This is a genomic window from Dictyobacter sp. Z7_2, assembly GCF_057551105.1.
On sequence record NZ_BAAJPE010000001.1, the window covers coordinates 110,475 to 127,549 of the forward strand.

The following is a 17,075-nucleotide window of genomic DNA, read 5'->3' on the forward strand; positions in this document are numbered from 1 at the left end:
CACTAGAAAATCTCCTCATATATGTAGAAACGCGATGGCTTTGTAAGGAGTAGAGCAGAGGGATGCAACGCATAAAAGGTCGTGTCAAGCGCGTTCGGGAACATCCTCTTCATTTGCGAGGCAGCAAGCTTGGAACGTCCATCACTGCGTGCCTCGCAAACATCATCGAAGAGGTCTCACAGCAGATGCACAGTGTCTTCATCCCACCGGCTACCTTTCGATGCGCCCTGGTCGCGTTGAAACTCAAGTAATGTCAATCTTAGACGAGAGAGCTTCTTCCCTATGACTCTTTCCGACAAGGACCCCAAAGCATGGGAAAAGTATTTCAATCTCAGATGAGAGAGCTTCTTCCCTGCGACTAAATCCTTCCCGTCTCGCGGACAAGCCATACATTATATTTCAATCTCAGATGAGAGAGCTTCTTCCCTGTGACCAATTACGTTGCCGATCTGCTGAACATTATTTACGATTTCAATCTCAGATGAGATAGGATCTTCCCCGCGACGTGGCAGAGGTGACGCTTGGATCTCAAAGAAAGAAATTTCAATCTCAGACGAGATGGCACCTTCTCTGCGACGAAAAGTAGATATGACGACATATTGCCACATTGCAGATTTCAATCTCAGACGAGATGGCACCTTCTCTGCGACGGCGATGTCCAGGGAGGAAGCCGGAGTACGATATGCTCATTTCAATCTCAGATGAGATGGCTTCTTCCCTGCGACCGAGTTCTTGATAATGCGAGAACCACTGCCTGTCTATTTCAATCTCAGATGAGATACCATCCTTCCTGCGACTTTTTGCCCTTCAAGGGTTGGCTCTCTTGTTCCAATATGTCAATTTCAGATGAGATACCTTCTTCCCTGCGACACAAAGACAGCCTGACCAGTACTCTTGATGACAATATATTTCAATCTCAAATGTGAGCGAAAGTGCCTTTCTTCTGGCAACGGTATATGTATGTCAATCTCAGATAAGATAGTTTCTTCCTTGCGACGCATGACAAAATCGGGTGTGGCTCCGAGTCCATGGTTAAGGTCAATCTCAGACGAGATACCTTCCTCCCTGCGACCACATCCAGCGGTGTGCCGAGTGCCTAATTCTGGTTATGTCAATCTCAGACGAGAAGGCCTCTTCCCTACGACCTTGCATTTTTAAAATAGACGCACGTTCCATTAAACAATGTCAATCCCAGACTAGATCTATTCCTCCCTGCGACGTTTTTGCTAGCCAGTTCATCCACAAGCGAAGACACTTGTTGCAACGATACGAATGGCTTCATATTGGTCCTGCGAGCTATCACATTGTATACGTAGATGAGCACGATGTCTTTGTGCTTTCCTTTCTTACGTCTTGTAGCATTCTTCTTTTTCTGGACATGAAATACGGAAATATACCTGGTGATTTCCTGAAACGAAAAAGCCTTGCAGATTTGCGCTGCAAGGCTTTTTCTGCATTCTATTCGCTCTACAAAGAAAACAATTTGGCTAATTGATCAATCCTCGTCGTCGTCTTTACCCCGAGGATCGCTATCCGGTGGATCATCATCATCTTTTCCGTAATCGATGGAAAACTTTGTGGTATCCATATATACTTCCTTTCATTTAAAAGTATCTTGGCAACCTGTCTTACGACTAGTATACATTATTTTATTGAAATATTCAATTTTTTCATTATTGACCATTATAGCATGCATTCTATAGATTTATCTATCGTATGAAGCAAGTTGTTCTGCAAGATCAGTCGCAAGAGCAAGATGCTGATGCGGATAATTTGGAGCCGTGATGCCTAATTCAGCCAAATCCTCTAAATGCTCAATCCCAACGCATCCAACATAGAGCCGCTGTTCTTCTCCTCCTTGAGAAAGGTAGTCGCTTATCTCTAAATGTCCTTGCAAGTAGACGCGGTCTTTGAGTGAGACGCATCCACCACCTTGAAAAACCCGATTACAACGTCTCCATGCAGCTTGCATGGCAAATGCAAGAGCGTCTTCGTAGGTATCGCCTTCTAAAAATTTGTTCACCAAAAACATTTTGTCCAGAAAGCTTCGTAGTTCAGGAAACGAAAGCGCATGTGTAAGAACGCCAGCAACTAGGCCTGTCGTCAAGGTGGCGTTCCATCTTTTTTCTTCGTATTCACCATACACAGCACTACTTACGCTCTGGACATAATGATATGCGAGCCCCTCATCAGCAGCAAGATGATTGGCAAGTCCGGAGCCCAAGAGCGCTAGCGAAGAGTTCCGTCCAGCGATTGCCCGATAGGAATGCGTCTCAATTTCCTCCGCGAGCAATTGACGTACTTTTCGTACAGAAAAATTTGTTTCCGGCAAAATCAATTCTTTAATGTTAGGATCAACGGTGGTATGGTCACGAGCAGAATTGACGTAAACATGCCAATCGTTTTCGCCATATTGCTCTAGAACCGCCTGGAAAAATCTGCAAATAGTAGCTGTGGAGAACTTCTTTTTCTCGTTAGCAAGCATTTTGTGATTTATCTGCCGTTGAATTGGACTAAATGATGGAATGAACAAATCTCTAGTCACAATATCCTCAGGCGAAATTCCCCATTCTTTGAGTTGTTCCAAGGCATCTAATGCTGGAGTGTTCGCAAGGGGATGGGTACTAGCTTCAAAAAGTATTTGGCAGAGTTGTTGCAGAGCAATTTTAAATTCACGCTCACTGGGCTTACCATACAACTTTATATTGTATTGCATTGCGGCTACTGGATCTTGTAAAGCTATAGCCTCACAAAGAAGCAAAAAGGTCAAGTTATCATCAATAGCATCAAGGTAGAAATGGCGTACAACCATATTTTCTTCCTGTGACTCGATCTCTTGACGGTAATTCTTTAAACCATTGACATATTTTCTTATCTCATCTAGATGAAGTGATGGATGTAGAATAATTGGCTCGCTTTTCTCATCCAAGCTGCGTTGGAACTCTCGCTTTTTAGAGAGCGCCATGAGTTCCGATTTGCGATCGCGGCTTTGCTCATCTTCATAAGAGCTCAGATATTTCCACTCCTCGGCTTCGGCTTCAGTGAAAAGACCCGATTGAGTAAGCCATTTGGTATCGTCAAAGTCGACAAGATCGGCATAACGAGAAAACCAACGCTTATCTAGCTGATAAGGTTGTGAAGAGCTTGTGATCAGTCGGATGTGCTCAATTTGCGCCTTTGCTCTTGCTTTGTCTTTTTGCCGTAATGGCTTATTGCCCATTAACTCTACTGCTTGCTCAAGCAGAGACTTTGCGTTTGTAAAAGAGGCCTGGAGCAAAAAAATATCAGCTTGTTCCTTAAGAACGAGGCCGAGCTCTGGTTTATGCAAATCATCACCATTCGTGACTGATTGTTCTAACAGGTTCTTTGCTTCATCGTTAATGGAAAGCGCGTCGCGGATTTTGCCTTGGGCTGCCAGTATTTGAGAATACTCACTTAAAGCTGTCGCGATGGAATAAGAAGGTGTGCCAGTTTTTTTCTTTAGCTTGATGCTTTCCTCAATTGCTTGACGTGCGTCGGAATATTGCTTTAATGTGCGTAGATCGCATGCTAGGTCATTAAGAGCTCGAGCCAACTTAAACTGGTAGAAGCCCTCCTGTAATGGCAAAGCGTTCTTCAGACTAGATCGCCAATTCGTAATACTATCTTTGACATAACTCGCACTTGCCTGAGTGAAATTTAATGATGTTTCTGCTTTAATTTCCTGATCTGCCATATAGGACATCAATCTTCCCTTGTCAAATAAAAAAAGAGCATACACTTCTGAGGTTAATTTTTCTAATCGTTGAAGACGTTCGAATGTCTGATCAAACATGATACTTGCTTCAACCAGCTGCCCTCTTCGGCTGTAGAAAAGAAGCATATTATGCAGTACTTCTAACTCAGAATGAGGTTGCAACGTCACCTCTCCTTTGGTCGCAGCCTCATGGGCATATCTGTATATTTGATCTCTCTCGTCTCGCTCAATTTTAAGGAACTATCTTGGTGCATTTATGTTATGCACTGAAAATCATTCTTTATGGAGAAGACAGCAACTGCTTTGCAATCTCGATGATAACGCTTCCCCACGATTAACACTATCACGGGTTGAAATCCTTCTTGTCCGTCACGCCTCCCCATATATCACATCAACATCCAGAAATCCATTAATTTTTGCGAATAATTCCATCCTTCATATGTACATCTTCAGAAATCAGGGAAAGCTTGCACAAAGCAATAATCAAGAGAGCCAATGCTTCAAAGAAACACGCTACGACTCATCAGCTTTCTTCAAATCCCTTGGCAGGCGATCAAATATGTGTGGATAGATTGTTGGGTCTGTCCAATTGGTAAAGTCACCAATATGACGTGTGGCTTGGAGTGTCGTGGCCCAGTGACTAGTTCGTTGGAGAACGACATCGTCGATACGAATAGGAAAAAGAATCTCGCGCCGTTGAGTTTTTTCTTTCGTGAATGCAAGCTCAACTTCGTGTTCAACCCATCCACTGTTGACAGAGCTCTCAGACAGAATAAGGAGAAGCTTTTCTTGCAGATGAATGGCCTGGTCAATCTCTTTCCGCATATAATTCCCAGGCTTAAGATCGTGTGGAGCAAACCAGCAACGGACACCATGAGCTTGCAAGTCCGCATGGAGGCGTTGAGCAATGAAATCATCACCACTCTAGTAACTAAGAAAACATGAATAATACTGAATGGGCTGCATCATCATGGCATAATAAAAATCGATCCATTCATCAGGAATGCCAGCACCACGTAAAAAGTGGAACGCACTGCCATCCGGAGGAAGGCGGATACTATGGAGTTCAACTCTGGAAGAGCCGCCATGCTTAATCATGGTAAGGCCTTTAACTGAACACAGATCTACTTGTGCAAAAATAGTAGAACTGAGAGCAACACCAATGAAATTAACACTGGTGAGTGTGGTGCCACTCAGATCGGCATGGCTGAGATCGGCGTCGCTGAGATCAGCACGGGTGAGATCTGCGCCACTCAGATCGGCATCCCTGAGATCGACACCCTTGAACTTGACACTGCGGAGTTTGGCGCCACTCAGATCGGCATCCCTGAGATCGGCACCACTCAGATCGGTATCCCTGAGATCGGCATCCCAAAGAGTGGCGCTCCTAAGATCGGCATGGCTGAGATCGGCATCCCAAAGAGCAGCCCCCCTGAGATCGGAATGGCCGAGATTAGTACCCCAAAGAGTGGTATCACTGAGATCAGCACCACTCAGATAGGCATTCCTGAGATCGGCATCCCAAAGAGTGGCGCTCCTAAGATCGGCATGGCTGAGATTGGCATTGGTAAGATCGGCATTGGTAAGATCGGCATAGCTGAGATCGGCACCACTCAGATCTGTACTGCTGAGATCGGCATTACTAAGCTTGGCCCCCCTAAGATCAGCAAGGCTAAGCTTGAACATACTAAAATCGGCGTTATTGAGATCCGGGGGGGTGTCTTGGTGGTTACCTCGCCAGCGATTCCATGCTTTAACACTCTTTTGAAGTAGTGCTACGTGTCCTCTATTTGCCATTGATTAGAAGCTCCTGAAAAATATATGCCTACTCATCATCATCACTCTGCTCAATTGTTAATCTCCAGATCAAGTATGTCAGAGGGTCAGGTGCAGAGCGATGGAAATCAACCCAGACGAGATACCAAGAAATAGAGACAACTTCGATGTTGACGGAGCGTTTTTGAGTAAGAGGGAGATGACGAAGCACTCACACGGAACAATTTGTTCCAAAAAGGCATATATGTGTATTTCTTGCCAGCGTGCAATGGCATATTGCCCCACAAAAACAGCTGCAGATGAAATGCTTATAATCATACATCCATGTTGTTTTGCTCTCACTATTCCAGGTTTACTAAGAAAGTCGAACCAGGGCGGGATACCTTTTGCCTTGAGAGCCTCTCCAATGGGAAAGACTTTGGCCTCATCTTCCTCGTTGTAGCAGATATACGTATCATCGACTGCTTGTTGCATCTTCTGATCAAGGATCGTTGTAACGAATGACCCAATAGGTATTGGATGATTTCGAGAAGAAAGAGAAGTGAGAAGGGGCAGGGGGGCTGTCTGTTGAGCTGTGTCAAGCAGATTAAAAATTTTCACAATCAGCTCTATCTGGTAATCTTTCTGCTTCTGATCGAGCAGTAGCTTGAGAGTTTCCGTTCCCTTCGTCAGGATGAGCAACGCAAGATAGGTAGCAATCATACCTCGTTCTTGAAATGGAGTCTCCCATGTCGGCATGGTTTGAGAGATCGCCGGAATAAGCGTGTGCTTCACACTAGTATGCGTTGGCAGGTATTGGACCTGCTTTATAACCGCATCCATAGTCAGAGGAAAACGACGTTCTATAAAAGCACACACGGCTTGCCAGGACTCTGCATTACTTGACCACCAGTGTGGTGCTGAGAGTTCAGACACTTCTTCATTTTTTTGTGTCAGGAAGAGACGTACAGCTTCAGAGGCGGCAATCGTTGCAGGCAGAGCCATTGCTCCGGCAACCGGGGGAATGCCCATCACACTGCCAATGGCCTCGATCGTCTTCAATAAAATGTGCACCAAGGCTTTGCTGATAGTGATGCTCGCTTTTTTGGGTTCAGTCATGCTCATCGTTCCCTTCACGCATCAGGCACTATCCATACGCACTCGTCTATCTCTTCATCGTCGCCTGTGTCACTTCTTTTTCCAGAATATCTTTACGAGATTGTTCTCTCTCATATAACGTAAAAGGAGTATACTTTACAAATATAAATATAGCCTCTCAGAGAGCACCACGGTACAAGGATTGATGCTCTCAACAGATATCCAGGTTGCTTTCAAAGTTGCATCTTGTTTTACCTCTTGCGGCTTAGTATTACGCAAGAATACCCGGGAAGAGGAAAGGAAGCTCATGGACAATCAAGAACAGGTTGCGTTGCTGAAGCAAGGAACAACCCAGTGGAATATATATTGGGAGAAGCATAATAATGTCCGGTTAGATGTTGGGGATGCCAACTTTGATACCGCTCATCCCTTCCATGCTGACCTTGATGTTGGTGACTCTCGTCGTACTGATCTTAATGCTGCCGACCTCAAGGGGGTTACCCTCCGTCATGTTGACTTGAGGGGTGTTGACCTTCGCCATGCTGACATTAGTGAGGCTAACTTCAGTGGTGCAATCTTTACCTTTGCCGATCTTGGGAGGGCCAGCCTTTGGAATACTTGCCTCAATGATGCCAGTCTAAAACGTGCCCATCTCAGCTTTGCGAATCTCAGTTTGGCCGAACTGCGCAATGCTAAACTTAACCATGTTAACCTTCATCGTGCTGTCCTGAGAAGCGCAGATCTCCGCCATGCTGACCTGAGAGAGGCTAACCTGAGCTACGCTGACCTGAGAGAGGCCAACCTCTGTGAGGCTGATCTTAGGGGTGCGAATCTCAGCCATGCCAATTTTAACGCTGCTGACCTTCGTCATGCCAATCTCAGCGAGACAAACCTCCGTGGTGCCGATCTCAATATGGCCAATCTTCGTGAGGTAAATCTCAGCAGTGCTGATCTCCAAGATGCCGATTTTCATGCAACGCATCTGGGCGGCACCATCTTTGAGGGGATTGACCTTTGTGTTGTTAAGAGGCTTGGTACTGCTATCCATGATGGCCCTTCAATGGTCAATATCAATAGTGTGCACCTTCCTGAAGGTGACACACGCATCCACTTTCTTCAGGGCTCAGGGTTCTCAGATACGTTTATCGACTACTACGACTCATTGTTTACGACTGCGATCCAATATGCATCCTGCTTCATTAGCTATGCCCATCAGGATAAAGTTTTGGCGCGACGTCTTTACAAGGATCTGCAAGACAGGGGGGTTCGTTGCTGGTTTGCGCCCCATGATTTGCGACCAGGCACGCTGTTTCACCGTGGGATTGAAAAGGCCATTCAGATTCACGAAACAGTGATTTTACTTCTCTCTGAGTATGCAGTTGCGAGCAATTGGGTCGCCTATGAAGTAGAAACGACGCTGAATCGGCAGGCACGTGAACGATGCGATCTTCTTTTTCCGCTCCGACTTGATGAGGCGGTGCTACTTGCCAAAGAAGATTGGGCAGCAAGGTTGCGTGAGAGCCGACACATTGGCGACTTCACGAGCTGGCAGGATGATGTGATCTATCAACAACGCTTCGCAGAGCTGTTACGCCACCTCAAAGTGAAAACGATGTAACGAGGATTGCTCTAGTTTTGTAAAAAAACGATACAATCATATTTTTACGCTGTGTATTCTTAGAAGCAAGAACTTTTAATTAATGATCCTACGGGCACTCGAATACTGTCCTGATCGTTTTCCATGAGGAAAATACGTTGCAAACCTTCACTCTGATTATGGCTGAAGGTAGTTATCGCATTGCGGTAGCCAATCTCGGATGAATATAGTGTATATCCACCATTTGAACATCAACGGCACAACAAAAACAACAGACGAAGCCTCAAGAGGAAGAGCACGAAAGTCGAGAAAAGGTCAGGAAACTTCTTGCAAGATCAAGGAGCTAGCACGCGATCCACTGCTTGAGTACAAGTGCCGGCGCTTGGTCGAACTCTTGCATAAATCTTGTGCTAAACGTAACAAAGCGAAACGCCAGGCGCGGGCAGTATAAATAGAGGTTGAACAATTTTACAATCAGAGCGCTGAACTCGAATCGCGCTATCACAGACTTCAGCAAGAACGCGTGAACTGTAGCATTACGGTTGTCAAATTGAAAGCGTATATAACAGAACATTTTTCCTGTTAGAGAGACTTTGTACAGCATTGCAACGAAAGGTCCATGAAAATCAACAGTAATGTCTCATCCTTAGCGCATTTTTAACTCCTGCGCCTTCCGTTCAGCTGGTTCGATGATGTGCTCTTTAAGCGTCGCGAGTAAATGGGCTTGATCCGTGTAAAAGTACGTAGGCAACACCCAATGGTATCTTTGCCTCAGGTCACGGAACATACTGTACTCATTCTCTCCATCGAGAATCACAGGCTGTACAGGAACGACAGTTTGAGGAATCACGGTTGCGATTTCATGTGGCGCGCTACTCGGATCGGTCAAGTCGACAATGATGAAGCGTGCTAAGTGTGCAAGAGTACTAATAGTGCCTGTTAGATCACGGCTGATCGGTTTCTTAAAATCGAACATCACCGGCAAATAGTTTTTTTTACGTAATTCGTCCCTATGCGTATCAAGAACAGATTTGCGATCATGACTAAAACGGCCAAGGATGAGAACCACTTTCGAGGTGATAGTATCTATTACATCTCGAAGTTTTTGGTTGTTCAGCAAGATATAGGATAAACTGTGCAACCTCAAGATTGTCAACAGTGATATTTGGTGGATGGAGAGTGATAATTAGGTTCTCTTGTTTTGTTCCTTGCAATTGTACATCCCATACAGATATTCCATACACAGAGCAATTGACCATGGTTGCCCCCATTAAATTTGTTCGGACTAACCTGGCTCCATTCAGAAACGCTCCACTGAGATTCGTATAGCTGAGGTTGGTTCCGCTAAGTTCTGCTCCGCCAAATTTAACATTGATGAGCTGGGCTCCAGTAAGATCTGCATGACTAAGATTAGCAACAGCAAAACTTGCATCAGTAAGGTCAGCTTCCCTCAGATTAGCGTCCTGAAGCAAGGCGCCACCCAGTAGAGAATCCTTAAGATACACCCTCCTTAGATCGGCTTTGGAAAAATCAATATCCCAGAGCTTTGCTTGATCAAGATTTGCTTCTCTCAGGCCGGGTCGTATCTTTGGATGAACTTTTCTCCACAGGTTCCACTTCTCCACCCCGTATCCAAGGATGTCGAGATGTTCTTGATTCGCCATACGGTGTCCTTCTTTCCCACAAGAATCATACTTTTTGTCTACCACACTTCCTACATACTGTAGAGTTGAAAAAATCTACTCTTTGCAATGAAAAATGATATATTTCTGGATGTTTACAATACTAAATATACTATAGACACATACAAAAAGAACAGGTACACGACGTTTCTTGTACAAAGCAAGCAGGAGAGACGTATGGACACTCACCGTCGAAACAGGCAAAAAAATCTTTTCCGATCTATGCGTTTCCTCCCATATTCCGTTTTTTGTGGAGAAATGCGTAATTTTGCCGAACTGTTTTGATGGTAGAATGGTTTTGTCCTAGGTTATGCTCTCTGATCGTCAGCGCTCGCGCCAATAGCGGCACAGCCTGCGCATACTACGCTGCTTCTCACTCCACCTGTTCTACACCTCCACTCCTTGCTTGGTATTCTCAAGCTGCTCTTGATTTGCCACTGTTTTCCTTTCATTCCTTATATGGATCTATATAGTGTGTTTTTTTCTATAACATGGAGTTTCTTGAGTATTCTTCGACGGGCTATCTATCATAGATGACGTACGGAATGTACAATACTTAGGAAGAGTATATTAGGTATGAAAAGGGTTCATCAGAGATTTCTTTATTAAGAGTCTGTCGTTTTTTGAATGGCCATTGTGAGTTGCCGTGCCCCACCTATGTCGTTTGGACCTCGTCATATATGCGCTGTCTGGCTGGCACCGTGGTCGTTAACCAAAGTCTCCAGTGGATCGTCTTATTTTTTTCACTCTTTCACAAAAATTTTCCATCTTTTGAAGAGGTAAGATTGGGATCACTGGAAAAAGCTATCACAACCTGTTAGCTTCACTTGTGGGATATTTAAAAACGTTATATTTCTACCACCTATTAAACCAGCCTTGCAATACAAATCACATGTATGCCATAATAAGTGTATAGTATTGAAAGTTTTTGGGTTAGAGTGAGATGTTAAATTGACAAAATACCGCCGCGATAAAAGGCGCAGGAGTATGCGCCTATACCACTTCTAAAACAATAGGTACTGGTAACCTACTTCAGCGTGCCCAAAATTCCTCCCCTTCTCATGGTGATGAGAAACATAACCTCAAAAATCTTTTCATTAAGATGATTCCTAGCGATCATAAAACAGCATTGTTTACTTTGGTCGTATTGACCTATCTTATCGTAGCGATCTTTCATTATTGCCAAACTGGTGATGGTAACATGCTTACCACCCTTCTTGCAGCAGTAGGAACATATGCTGGTGTAAACAAGATTGGTAAGAAAGACGATCCAAACATGTAGAGTTTTCAAACATCCCACGAGTGAAGCTAGCAGGTTGTGATAGTTTTTTATTTTGATCCCATTCTTGCCTCAATTTCTGCTAGTACTCCTAGTACTTGAAAGGTAAGCTTGCCATTAGGAATGGTCGTGTCGATCTGCTCAGTTAAACTGATGAACCCAATGCCATGTTCTTGGAGACTTTTGAGTTGCTCAATCAAATGGGTTAAGGAGCGCCTTGCTCAGGTCTAGTTTCCAGACAATGAATGTATCTCCTACCTGCCACATATGCCAGCACTTCACCTCGTCCTCTTCGTTCCACCTTTGACTCGGTTATCTTGTCCACAAACCATTTCTCATACCCAGCTTCTTGAAAGAAGCTGGTACCACCCCATGTTAAATATCTAACCTGCAGCGCACTCCGTATCCTCATATCGCCCAACGATTGGTCTTATTTTCCATCGCTCCGAGGCGTGTACGCCCACCTCCAAAGGGAGATCGGCGCTGGGTAAAGCAAAAAGAGATCTAAAAAGTAGTTGAAGACTGCAAATCTATGATCTTCTTATTCTTATGTCAATGCAATGATGAAATGGTGATAAAATCATAGAAGTATGTAAAGCTACAAGAGTCATTTCTTGAAATTTGGTGGAAAGAAAAAAGGTGAGTGATGGCAACACATTCGGCGAAAGCCATCAAAGTGTTCTTTTGCTATGCTCGTAAAGACAAATTGCTGCGAGAGGCACTGGAGAGCCATTTGGAAGCACTGAGACGCTCAGGGCAGATTACCATATGGTATGATCGTGAAATTCTACCAGGGGTAGAATGGAAGCCTGAAATTAACACCCACCTGGATACTGCTGATATTCTTCTCTTGTTTATTAGCCCCAACTTCATGTGCTCAAATTATTGCTACGGTGTGGAGATGTATCGAGCACTTGAGAGACACAAGGCAGGTGATGCATGGGTAATTCCCATTATTCTCCGTCCTGTTGATTGGAAAGAGACACCCATTGGTGACTTGCAAGTTTTACCAATCAATGGGAAACCTATCACAACATGGCGCAACCGTGACGAAGCGTTTCAGAATGTGGCAAGGGGTATTACTGAGGTGACTAAATTACTTCTTGAAACTCGGACAGTTGAGGAATTGAGAGCTGTACCCTCGCCACCATTCGATCGTGAAAATGGTGCTCCCTATATTCTTCTCATTGATGATGACCGTTTTGCGAATAAGTTGGCGCAGTTTGTGCTTGCGAAAGAAGGGTATGAAGTGGAGGCTACGGGTGATCCACGTATTGCAATACAGATGATTAAAAGGCGTGAACCACATTTATTGATACTAAATATTACCATGCCACATATAAATGGTTTCCAGCTTGCAGAAAAACTGCGCGCTGGGGGGTATAAGATCCCATTTATTTTTTTGACAGCTCAGAGCTCGGTAGAGGCAACTTTACATGGTTTTGATATTGGCGCGGATGACTATATTACGAAGCCATATCATTATCGGGTGCTACAGGTGCGTGTCCGCGCGTTGATACGTCGCCTTTATGGAAAAACTTTTTCATAACGTCCATGCGATTTCCTTTTTAGTTGCTGACATTCCTTTATAAGCCGACAGAATTACACTGGTGCAGCCAAAGAACTCCTTCTCTTGCCTCAGCTCCTCGTACGACGTTGCCACCATTTCATTATCGCACTTACAACTTTGCGTTCACCTGAAACAAAAAGTTATGGGATCTTCCACAACGTTGGCGAATGATGAGCTTATTTTTTCAAGTGAGCCCATTTTTTGAGCACAGATCAATCTCTTTTTGTCATTTGACTCATAAATTGAGACTCCGTCAGCTTTGGTGAATAGAGCTTGTCTGCTTGAAGCGAACAATACTGATATACTCCTCAAAAAAGAAAAGAAGCGAGGAGAACTTGAACGCTATCAAACCAGAGGGTTTCACCATCCGTCCGGCCACACGCTCCAATGTGCCATCGATCTATGGCCTGCTCCAGTCTCATGAACGTGCGCTCTATGGGTATACACACAAAATTCTGGCCTATGTCCAGGCGACATATTCCCTGCCCTCGCTCGATTTCGCAGGAGATACCTGCCTGATTTTTGATCGAGTTGGGCAGCTCGTCGGCTCCATGCTCTTAGAACAAAGTGGGGCCGCCGCCTTCGAGGTGACGATCTGCGCCTTCCCTCCTGTGCCGGACTCGCATCTCTGCGACTATCTCTTGAATAGAGCGATGCTGAGAGCACGGGCGAGAATGGCGTTGTCTCAACGAGCAGCAGAGATAACGCTCTCCAGTTGGATCTCCTCAATTGATCAGGAGAGTCTCCAATCGTATAAGAGGGCAGGTTTTCAGGAAGTACGCCGCAACTGGCGGATGGAGATTGAGCTCAACGAATTGCCTGCGCAACCTTTGTGGCCAGAGGGTGTAGAGCTGCGGCCCTTTGTCTCTGAGAGAGATGATCACGCGGTCTTTGAACTGTTCAAAAGGGCCTTTCAGGATCATTGGGGTGAGATCGCCGAAGATTTTACTCAGTATCGTCATTGGGCCATCGAGCAGGCCGATTTTGATCCCTCGCTCTACTTTATTGCCTGGGCGGGCGATCAGCCGGTTGGTGGTGCGCTGTGTCATGCTGGTCCGCCAGGTTGGGTCAATAGCTTGGCCGTTGAGAGAGCGTTTCGAGGCCGAGGACTCGGCTTGGCTCTTCTGCAACACACCCTGGGCGAATTGTATCGTCGTGATCTGCATAGAGTCGGTCTTGCCGTTGATTCTCACAATCTTACAGGAGCAACCAGGCTCTATCAGCATGCAGGGATGCGAAAAACACACGAATATCTCAACATGAAAAAGGTTTTGAGTGAGGAGAGGTGAAACCGTTCCATCTAACACCTCATTCTTGACAAAGAATTTGAATACAAAAATCTCTTGGTGATGAGTACATCAGGATGACTCTATTCTGACAGACAGGCAGTGTTCACCAAAGTTGAGGGAGTTCCGATATGTCAAAATGTGATCATATTTTCAAAGACATTTTTTCTCATATCGGCTTGTAGTATCTCCCCGCAGGCATCATGGCCCAAGCTGAGCAATCTCAAGTTGGACTGCTTCCTCATAATGTCCCATTGCGTAAAGCAAGGAAATAAAGCTGGCGCGTGTCTCGATAGTTTTGGGATGTTGGGCACCAAGTGCCTGTTCCAGAATTACCACCGCACGAGCATATAAAACTCTAGCTTCTACGCTGTTGCCCTGAGCACTGCGAAGCCGCGCGAGACCATCCAAAGTTTCAGCTGTTTCTGGGTGCTGAGGTCCTAAGGCTTGTTCGCGAATGTGCAGTGCTTGCTGAAAAAGCGGCTCCGCCTCCCCGTATCTGCCTTGTTCACGGTAGAGGTTCGCCAGGCTGGTGAGAGCATAGGCCACATAGGGATGTTCAGGTCCTACGTATTGTTCCCAGAGTTGTAGGACCTGTTGGAAGAGCATTTCCACCTCTGCATGTTTGCCCTGCTCATGGTAGAGTCTCGCCAGATTGTAGAGAGGATAAGCCCCACCGGAGTTCTCGACATCCGAGAACGACTTATAGATACGTAGGGCTTGTTGATAGAGAGGCTCTGCTTCGGCATACTTACCCTGCTCACGATAGAGGCTCCCCAAGCCAGTAAGTGGAGCAACCATCTTACGATGCTCAGGTCCTAACTGCTGTTCACTAATCCGCAAAGCTCGTTGATAGAGAGGCTCTGCTTCGGCATACTTGCCCTGCTTACGGTAGAGGTCCGCCAAGCCGGTAAGTGGGGTGGCTAGACCAAAATGCTCCGACCCCAATTGTTGCTCATAGATGCGTAGGGCTCGCTGGAAAAGTTGCTCCGCCTCAGTATACTTACCCTGATCATAGTAGAGATCTGCCAAGTTAGCGAGCAGATAGGCCACATTGGGATGCTCTGGTCCCAAGATTTGCTCCCTAATATGCAGGGCTCGTTGGTAGAGCAATCCCGGCTCTTGGTAGCGTGCACGCCGGTGGAGATACGACGCAACTTGATAGAGCAAACGCTCTGCATTCCCGTCGATGACCTGATATCGCTCAATGATCTGCGTTGCTATCAATACCTGTGGAAGCAGACGTTCACACTGCGGCCAAGAGCTGCGCTCTGCCTCTGGAAACGCCGCGTTGACCATAAGCACTACCCGCTCTGCCCACAAGCGTCTTTGCTCGTCTGAAAGCTGATCCTGAAGCACTGCTTGTACGAGTCGGTGAACGGAGAGGGTTTTGCCTTTGGGATCGCGTCGGATTAGCGAATAGGCTCTCAAGGCTTCGATGGCTTGATTGAGTCGGAAAGCGTTCTCAGCCACCGGGGTAAGTGTGGGTCCCAAGAACGATGCTCCTTGCTGTCAAGATTTCTTCAGGAATGGCATCTGGAAAGAGAAAGGCACAGAGACATAATAGGTCGGCAGCAGCTGGATGCTTCTCCTCAGCCTGCTGAAAGGAGAGGGACCAAGTTGTAGCTACTGCAGCAGGATGATCAGCTACTAATCCTCCACGGTGGTGCAAAAGATCGGCACGATATTGCTGATAGATCTGCCAGTAACTGGAGAGGCTTGTTCCCGTCTCTTCCAGGTAGGCTCCCAGCCTGGTCCAGAGCCAGAGGCAGCCCTCCTAGTTCGCAGCTCATCTGCAAAGCCAATTCCCGATCTGGTGGGGATACCTGCTCCAAGATTGCATCAGGAGCAATGAGAGCCGCACGTCGGAGGAGGAAAAGGGCACCGTGTTCGGGCAATAAGGTCTCAATTGCCAGCCGTTGGGCTAACCGTCCAGTCGTCGCTGCCCGTGTAGTCAAGAGCAAATGCCCTCCCAGACTCGGTGGAAGGAAGTCAGGAAGAATGCTTAGTTCGTCAGCATTGTCTAGAACAAGCAGCCAATCACGATGGGTCTGCAACCAAGTTTTCACTGCTTGCACAGTGATGACCTGCTCCCTGGCCTCGCGCTCTGGCAGATGCAACAAGGTGGCTAATGGAGGGGAATATCAATCCTATCGATCGAAGAACGAACTAAGAGAAGAAACCTTAGAAGAAAAGACTATTCGAAAGATACATTCATCTGAAAATAATCTTGGCAATATTCGATACTTGCCCACAAAAAGAGACAAGCACGAAGGACCACTTTTTATCGGACAACTTATGGAGGATTTCTCCAGAGATTGTGGGGACGCCGACCACGTCATCTCCAATATCACAAGGGCCTATAACTTGTACAATGCGGCTCACGTCGATCCTGACGAATTTCAGGAACTTTTATACGCAGCAAGAGATACCGCGAGGAAAGCATCGATTAGAAAAGTGAATAGTCGAGGAAGGCCAAATAAGATGCCCTATTTCTTCACGTGTCTAGAAAGATCTTTATCTCTTGAAATTGTATTAGGCGCTGAAAAAGCGAATTAAGAAAGGAATGATAGTAATATGCCACAATATATTCGCTGGGTTCACATTGGGAGCAATGATTTGGTGTGGGCTGAGAAGGTTTCTTATGATGACGGGCAATGGGGGACCGCTACAATTGACGGTCAGCGCTATACGGTGTGCTGGTCGTGTGATGGTGACGGTTATTCCAAGATGGCTGATCCCGATATTCTTCGGTACGAGGCAGCCAGACAGCAGCAATTTGCGCTTCATATGCCGAAAGAGATAATAACGCTTCAGCTTATTCAGGTTCGAAGGTCAGATCTCAACTCACTTATCGTTGCTGGTGTGAAATTTTATCTATTGCATGAATTACTCTTCTATGTTATTTTATGAGCATATATACATAATTAAAGATAAATCAAAATTTATCTACAAATGCCACTATCACGTGTTATGAATTCTCAAATATCGAAGAAAATTTCTTACAGATCCAATTAATACACGTTTGAAAGAACTCATCATTGAAACTATTCAAACCTGGAAGCAGTAATT

Annotated in this window: 14 protein-coding genes; 5 read left to right on the forward strand and 9 right to left on the reverse strand. The window is 45.6% G+C overall.

Annotation, left to right across the window (positions count from 1 at the left end):
- Window positions 1-62 precede the first annotated feature (62 nt).
- Complete coding sequence (locus AC27N8_RS00575; protein ID WP_487062898.1) at window positions 63-251, forward strand: hypothetical protein; 189 nt, start codon at window positions 63-65, stop codon at window positions 249-251.
- A 1,454-nt stretch (window positions 252-1,705) separates the two neighbouring features.
- Here the strand turns inward: AC27N8_RS00575 and AC27N8_RS00580 are convergent.
- From AC27N8_RS00580 to AC27N8_RS00595, 4 genes are all read right to left on the reverse strand, one after another.
- Window positions 1,706-3,898, reverse strand: a complete 2,193-nt coding sequence (locus AC27N8_RS00580) for a tyrosine/phenylalanine carboxypeptidase domain-containing protein (RefSeq protein ID WP_487062900.1) — start codon at window positions 3,896-3,898, stop codon at window positions 1,706-1,708.
- A gap of 351 nt (window positions 3,899-4,249) precedes the next feature.
- Entirely contained in the window at window positions 4,250-4,645 is a 396-nt protein-coding gene (locus AC27N8_RS00585) for a toll/interleukin-1 receptor domain-containing protein (protein WP_487067868.1), read from the reverse strand.
- Window positions 4,646-4,660: 15 nt separating this feature from the next.
- Complete coding sequence (locus tag AC27N8_RS00590) at window positions 4,661-5,533, reverse strand: pentapeptide repeat-containing protein (protein WP_487062902.1); 873 nt, start codon at window positions 5,531-5,533, stop codon at window positions 4,661-4,663.
- A gap of 78 nt (window positions 5,534-5,611) precedes the next feature.
- Window positions 5,612-6,610, reverse strand: coding sequence for a toll/interleukin-1 receptor domain-containing protein (locus tag AC27N8_RS00595; RefSeq protein WP_487062904.1), 999 nt, complete (start codon window positions 6,608-6,610; stop codon window positions 5,612-5,614).
- A gap of 286 nt (window positions 6,611-6,896) precedes the next feature.
- On the opposite strand from AC27N8_RS00595, the gene AC27N8_RS00600 reads away from it, so the two are divergent.
- A complete protein-coding gene (locus AC27N8_RS00600; protein ID WP_487062906.1) occupies window positions 6,897-8,207 on the forward strand; it encodes a toll/interleukin-1 receptor domain-containing protein in 1,311 nt (436 codons plus the stop codon).
- A gap of 625 nt (window positions 8,208-8,832) precedes the next feature.
- On the opposite strand, the gene AC27N8_RS00605 is transcribed toward AC27N8_RS00600, so the two are convergent.
- The 3 genes from AC27N8_RS00605 to AC27N8_RS00615 form a co-directional block, all read right to left on the reverse strand.
- Complete coding sequence (locus AC27N8_RS00605; RefSeq protein ID WP_487062908.1) at window positions 8,833-9,162, reverse strand: hypothetical protein; 330 nt, start codon at window positions 9,160-9,162, stop codon at window positions 8,833-8,835.
- Window positions 9,163-9,229: 67 nt separating this feature from the next.
- Window positions 9,230-9,850, reverse strand: coding sequence for a pentapeptide repeat-containing protein (locus AC27N8_RS00610; RefSeq protein ID WP_487062910.1), 621 nt, complete (start codon window positions 9,848-9,850; stop codon window positions 9,230-9,232).
- Window positions 9,851-11,197: 1,347 nt separating this feature from the next.
- Window positions 11,198-11,347, reverse strand: coding sequence for a recombinase family protein (locus AC27N8_RS00615; protein ID WP_487062912.1), 150 nt, complete (start codon window positions 11,345-11,347; stop codon window positions 11,198-11,200).
- A 446-nt stretch (window positions 11,348-11,793) separates the two neighbouring features.
- On the opposite strand from AC27N8_RS00615, the gene AC27N8_RS00620 reads away from it, so the two are divergent.
- Complete coding sequence (locus AC27N8_RS00620) at window positions 11,794-12,696, forward strand: response regulator (RefSeq protein WP_487062914.1); 903 nt, start codon at window positions 11,794-11,796, stop codon at window positions 12,694-12,696.
- Window positions 12,697-13,052: 356 nt separating this feature from the next.
- Window positions 13,053-14,006, forward strand: coding sequence for a GNAT family N-acetyltransferase (locus AC27N8_RS00625; protein ID WP_487062916.1), 954 nt, complete (start codon window positions 13,053-13,055; stop codon window positions 14,004-14,006).
- 198 nt (window positions 14,007-14,204) lie between these two features.
- On the opposite strand, the gene AC27N8_RS00630 is transcribed toward AC27N8_RS00625, so the two are convergent.
- Window positions 14,205-15,497 (reverse strand): tetratricopeptide repeat protein, encoded by a 1,293-nt coding sequence (locus AC27N8_RS00630; RefSeq protein ID WP_487062918.1) that lies wholly within the window; start codon window positions 15,495-15,497, stop codon window positions 14,205-14,207.
- 149 nt (window positions 15,498-15,646) lie between these two features.
- Complete coding sequence (locus AC27N8_RS00635; protein WP_487062920.1) at window positions 15,647-16,081, reverse strand: hypothetical protein; 435 nt, start codon at window positions 16,079-16,081, stop codon at window positions 15,647-15,649.
- A 499-nt stretch (window positions 16,082-16,580) separates the two neighbouring features.
- Here AC27N8_RS00635 and AC27N8_RS00640 point away from each other — a divergent pair, with 499 nt between their 5' ends.
- Window positions 16,581-16,916: a hypothetical protein gene (locus AC27N8_RS00640; RefSeq protein ID WP_487062922.1), complete on the forward strand. Its 336-nt coding sequence runs from the start codon at window positions 16,581-16,583 to the stop codon at window positions 16,914-16,916.
- Window positions 16,917-17,075: the final 159 nt, after the last annotated feature.

Bases quoted from the DNA above. Each gene is read 5' to 3' on its own strand.
- AC27N8_RS00575 (WP_487062898.1), top strand. From the start codon at position 63: ATGCAACGCATAAAAGGTCGTGTCAAGCGCGTTCGGGAACATCCTCTT.
- AC27N8_RS00590 (WP_487062902.1), bottom strand. From the start codon at position 5,533: ATGGCAAATAGAGGACACGTAGCACTACTTCAAAAGAGTGTTAAAGCA.
- AC27N8_RS00595 (WP_487062904.1), bottom strand. From the start codon at position 6,610: ATGACTGAACCCAAAAAAGCGAGCATCACTATCAGCAAAGCCTTGGTG.
- AC27N8_RS00600 (WP_487062906.1), top strand. From the start codon at position 6,897: ATGGACAATCAAGAACAGGTTGCGTTGCTGAAGCAAGGAACAACCCAG.
- AC27N8_RS00605 (WP_487062908.1), bottom strand. From the start codon at position 9,162: ATGTTCGATTTTAAGAAACCGATCAGCCGTGATCTAACAGGCACTATT.
- AC27N8_RS00610 (WP_487062910.1), bottom strand. From the start codon at position 9,850: ATGGCGAATCAAGAACATCTCGACATCCTTGGATACGGGGTGGAGAAG.
- AC27N8_RS00620 (WP_487062914.1), top strand. From the start codon at position 11,794: ATGGCAACACATTCGGCGAAAGCCATCAAAGTGTTCTTTTGCTATGCT.
- AC27N8_RS00640 (WP_487062922.1), top strand. From the start codon at position 16,581: ATGCCACAATATATTCGCTGGGTTCACATTGGGAGCAATGATTTGGTG.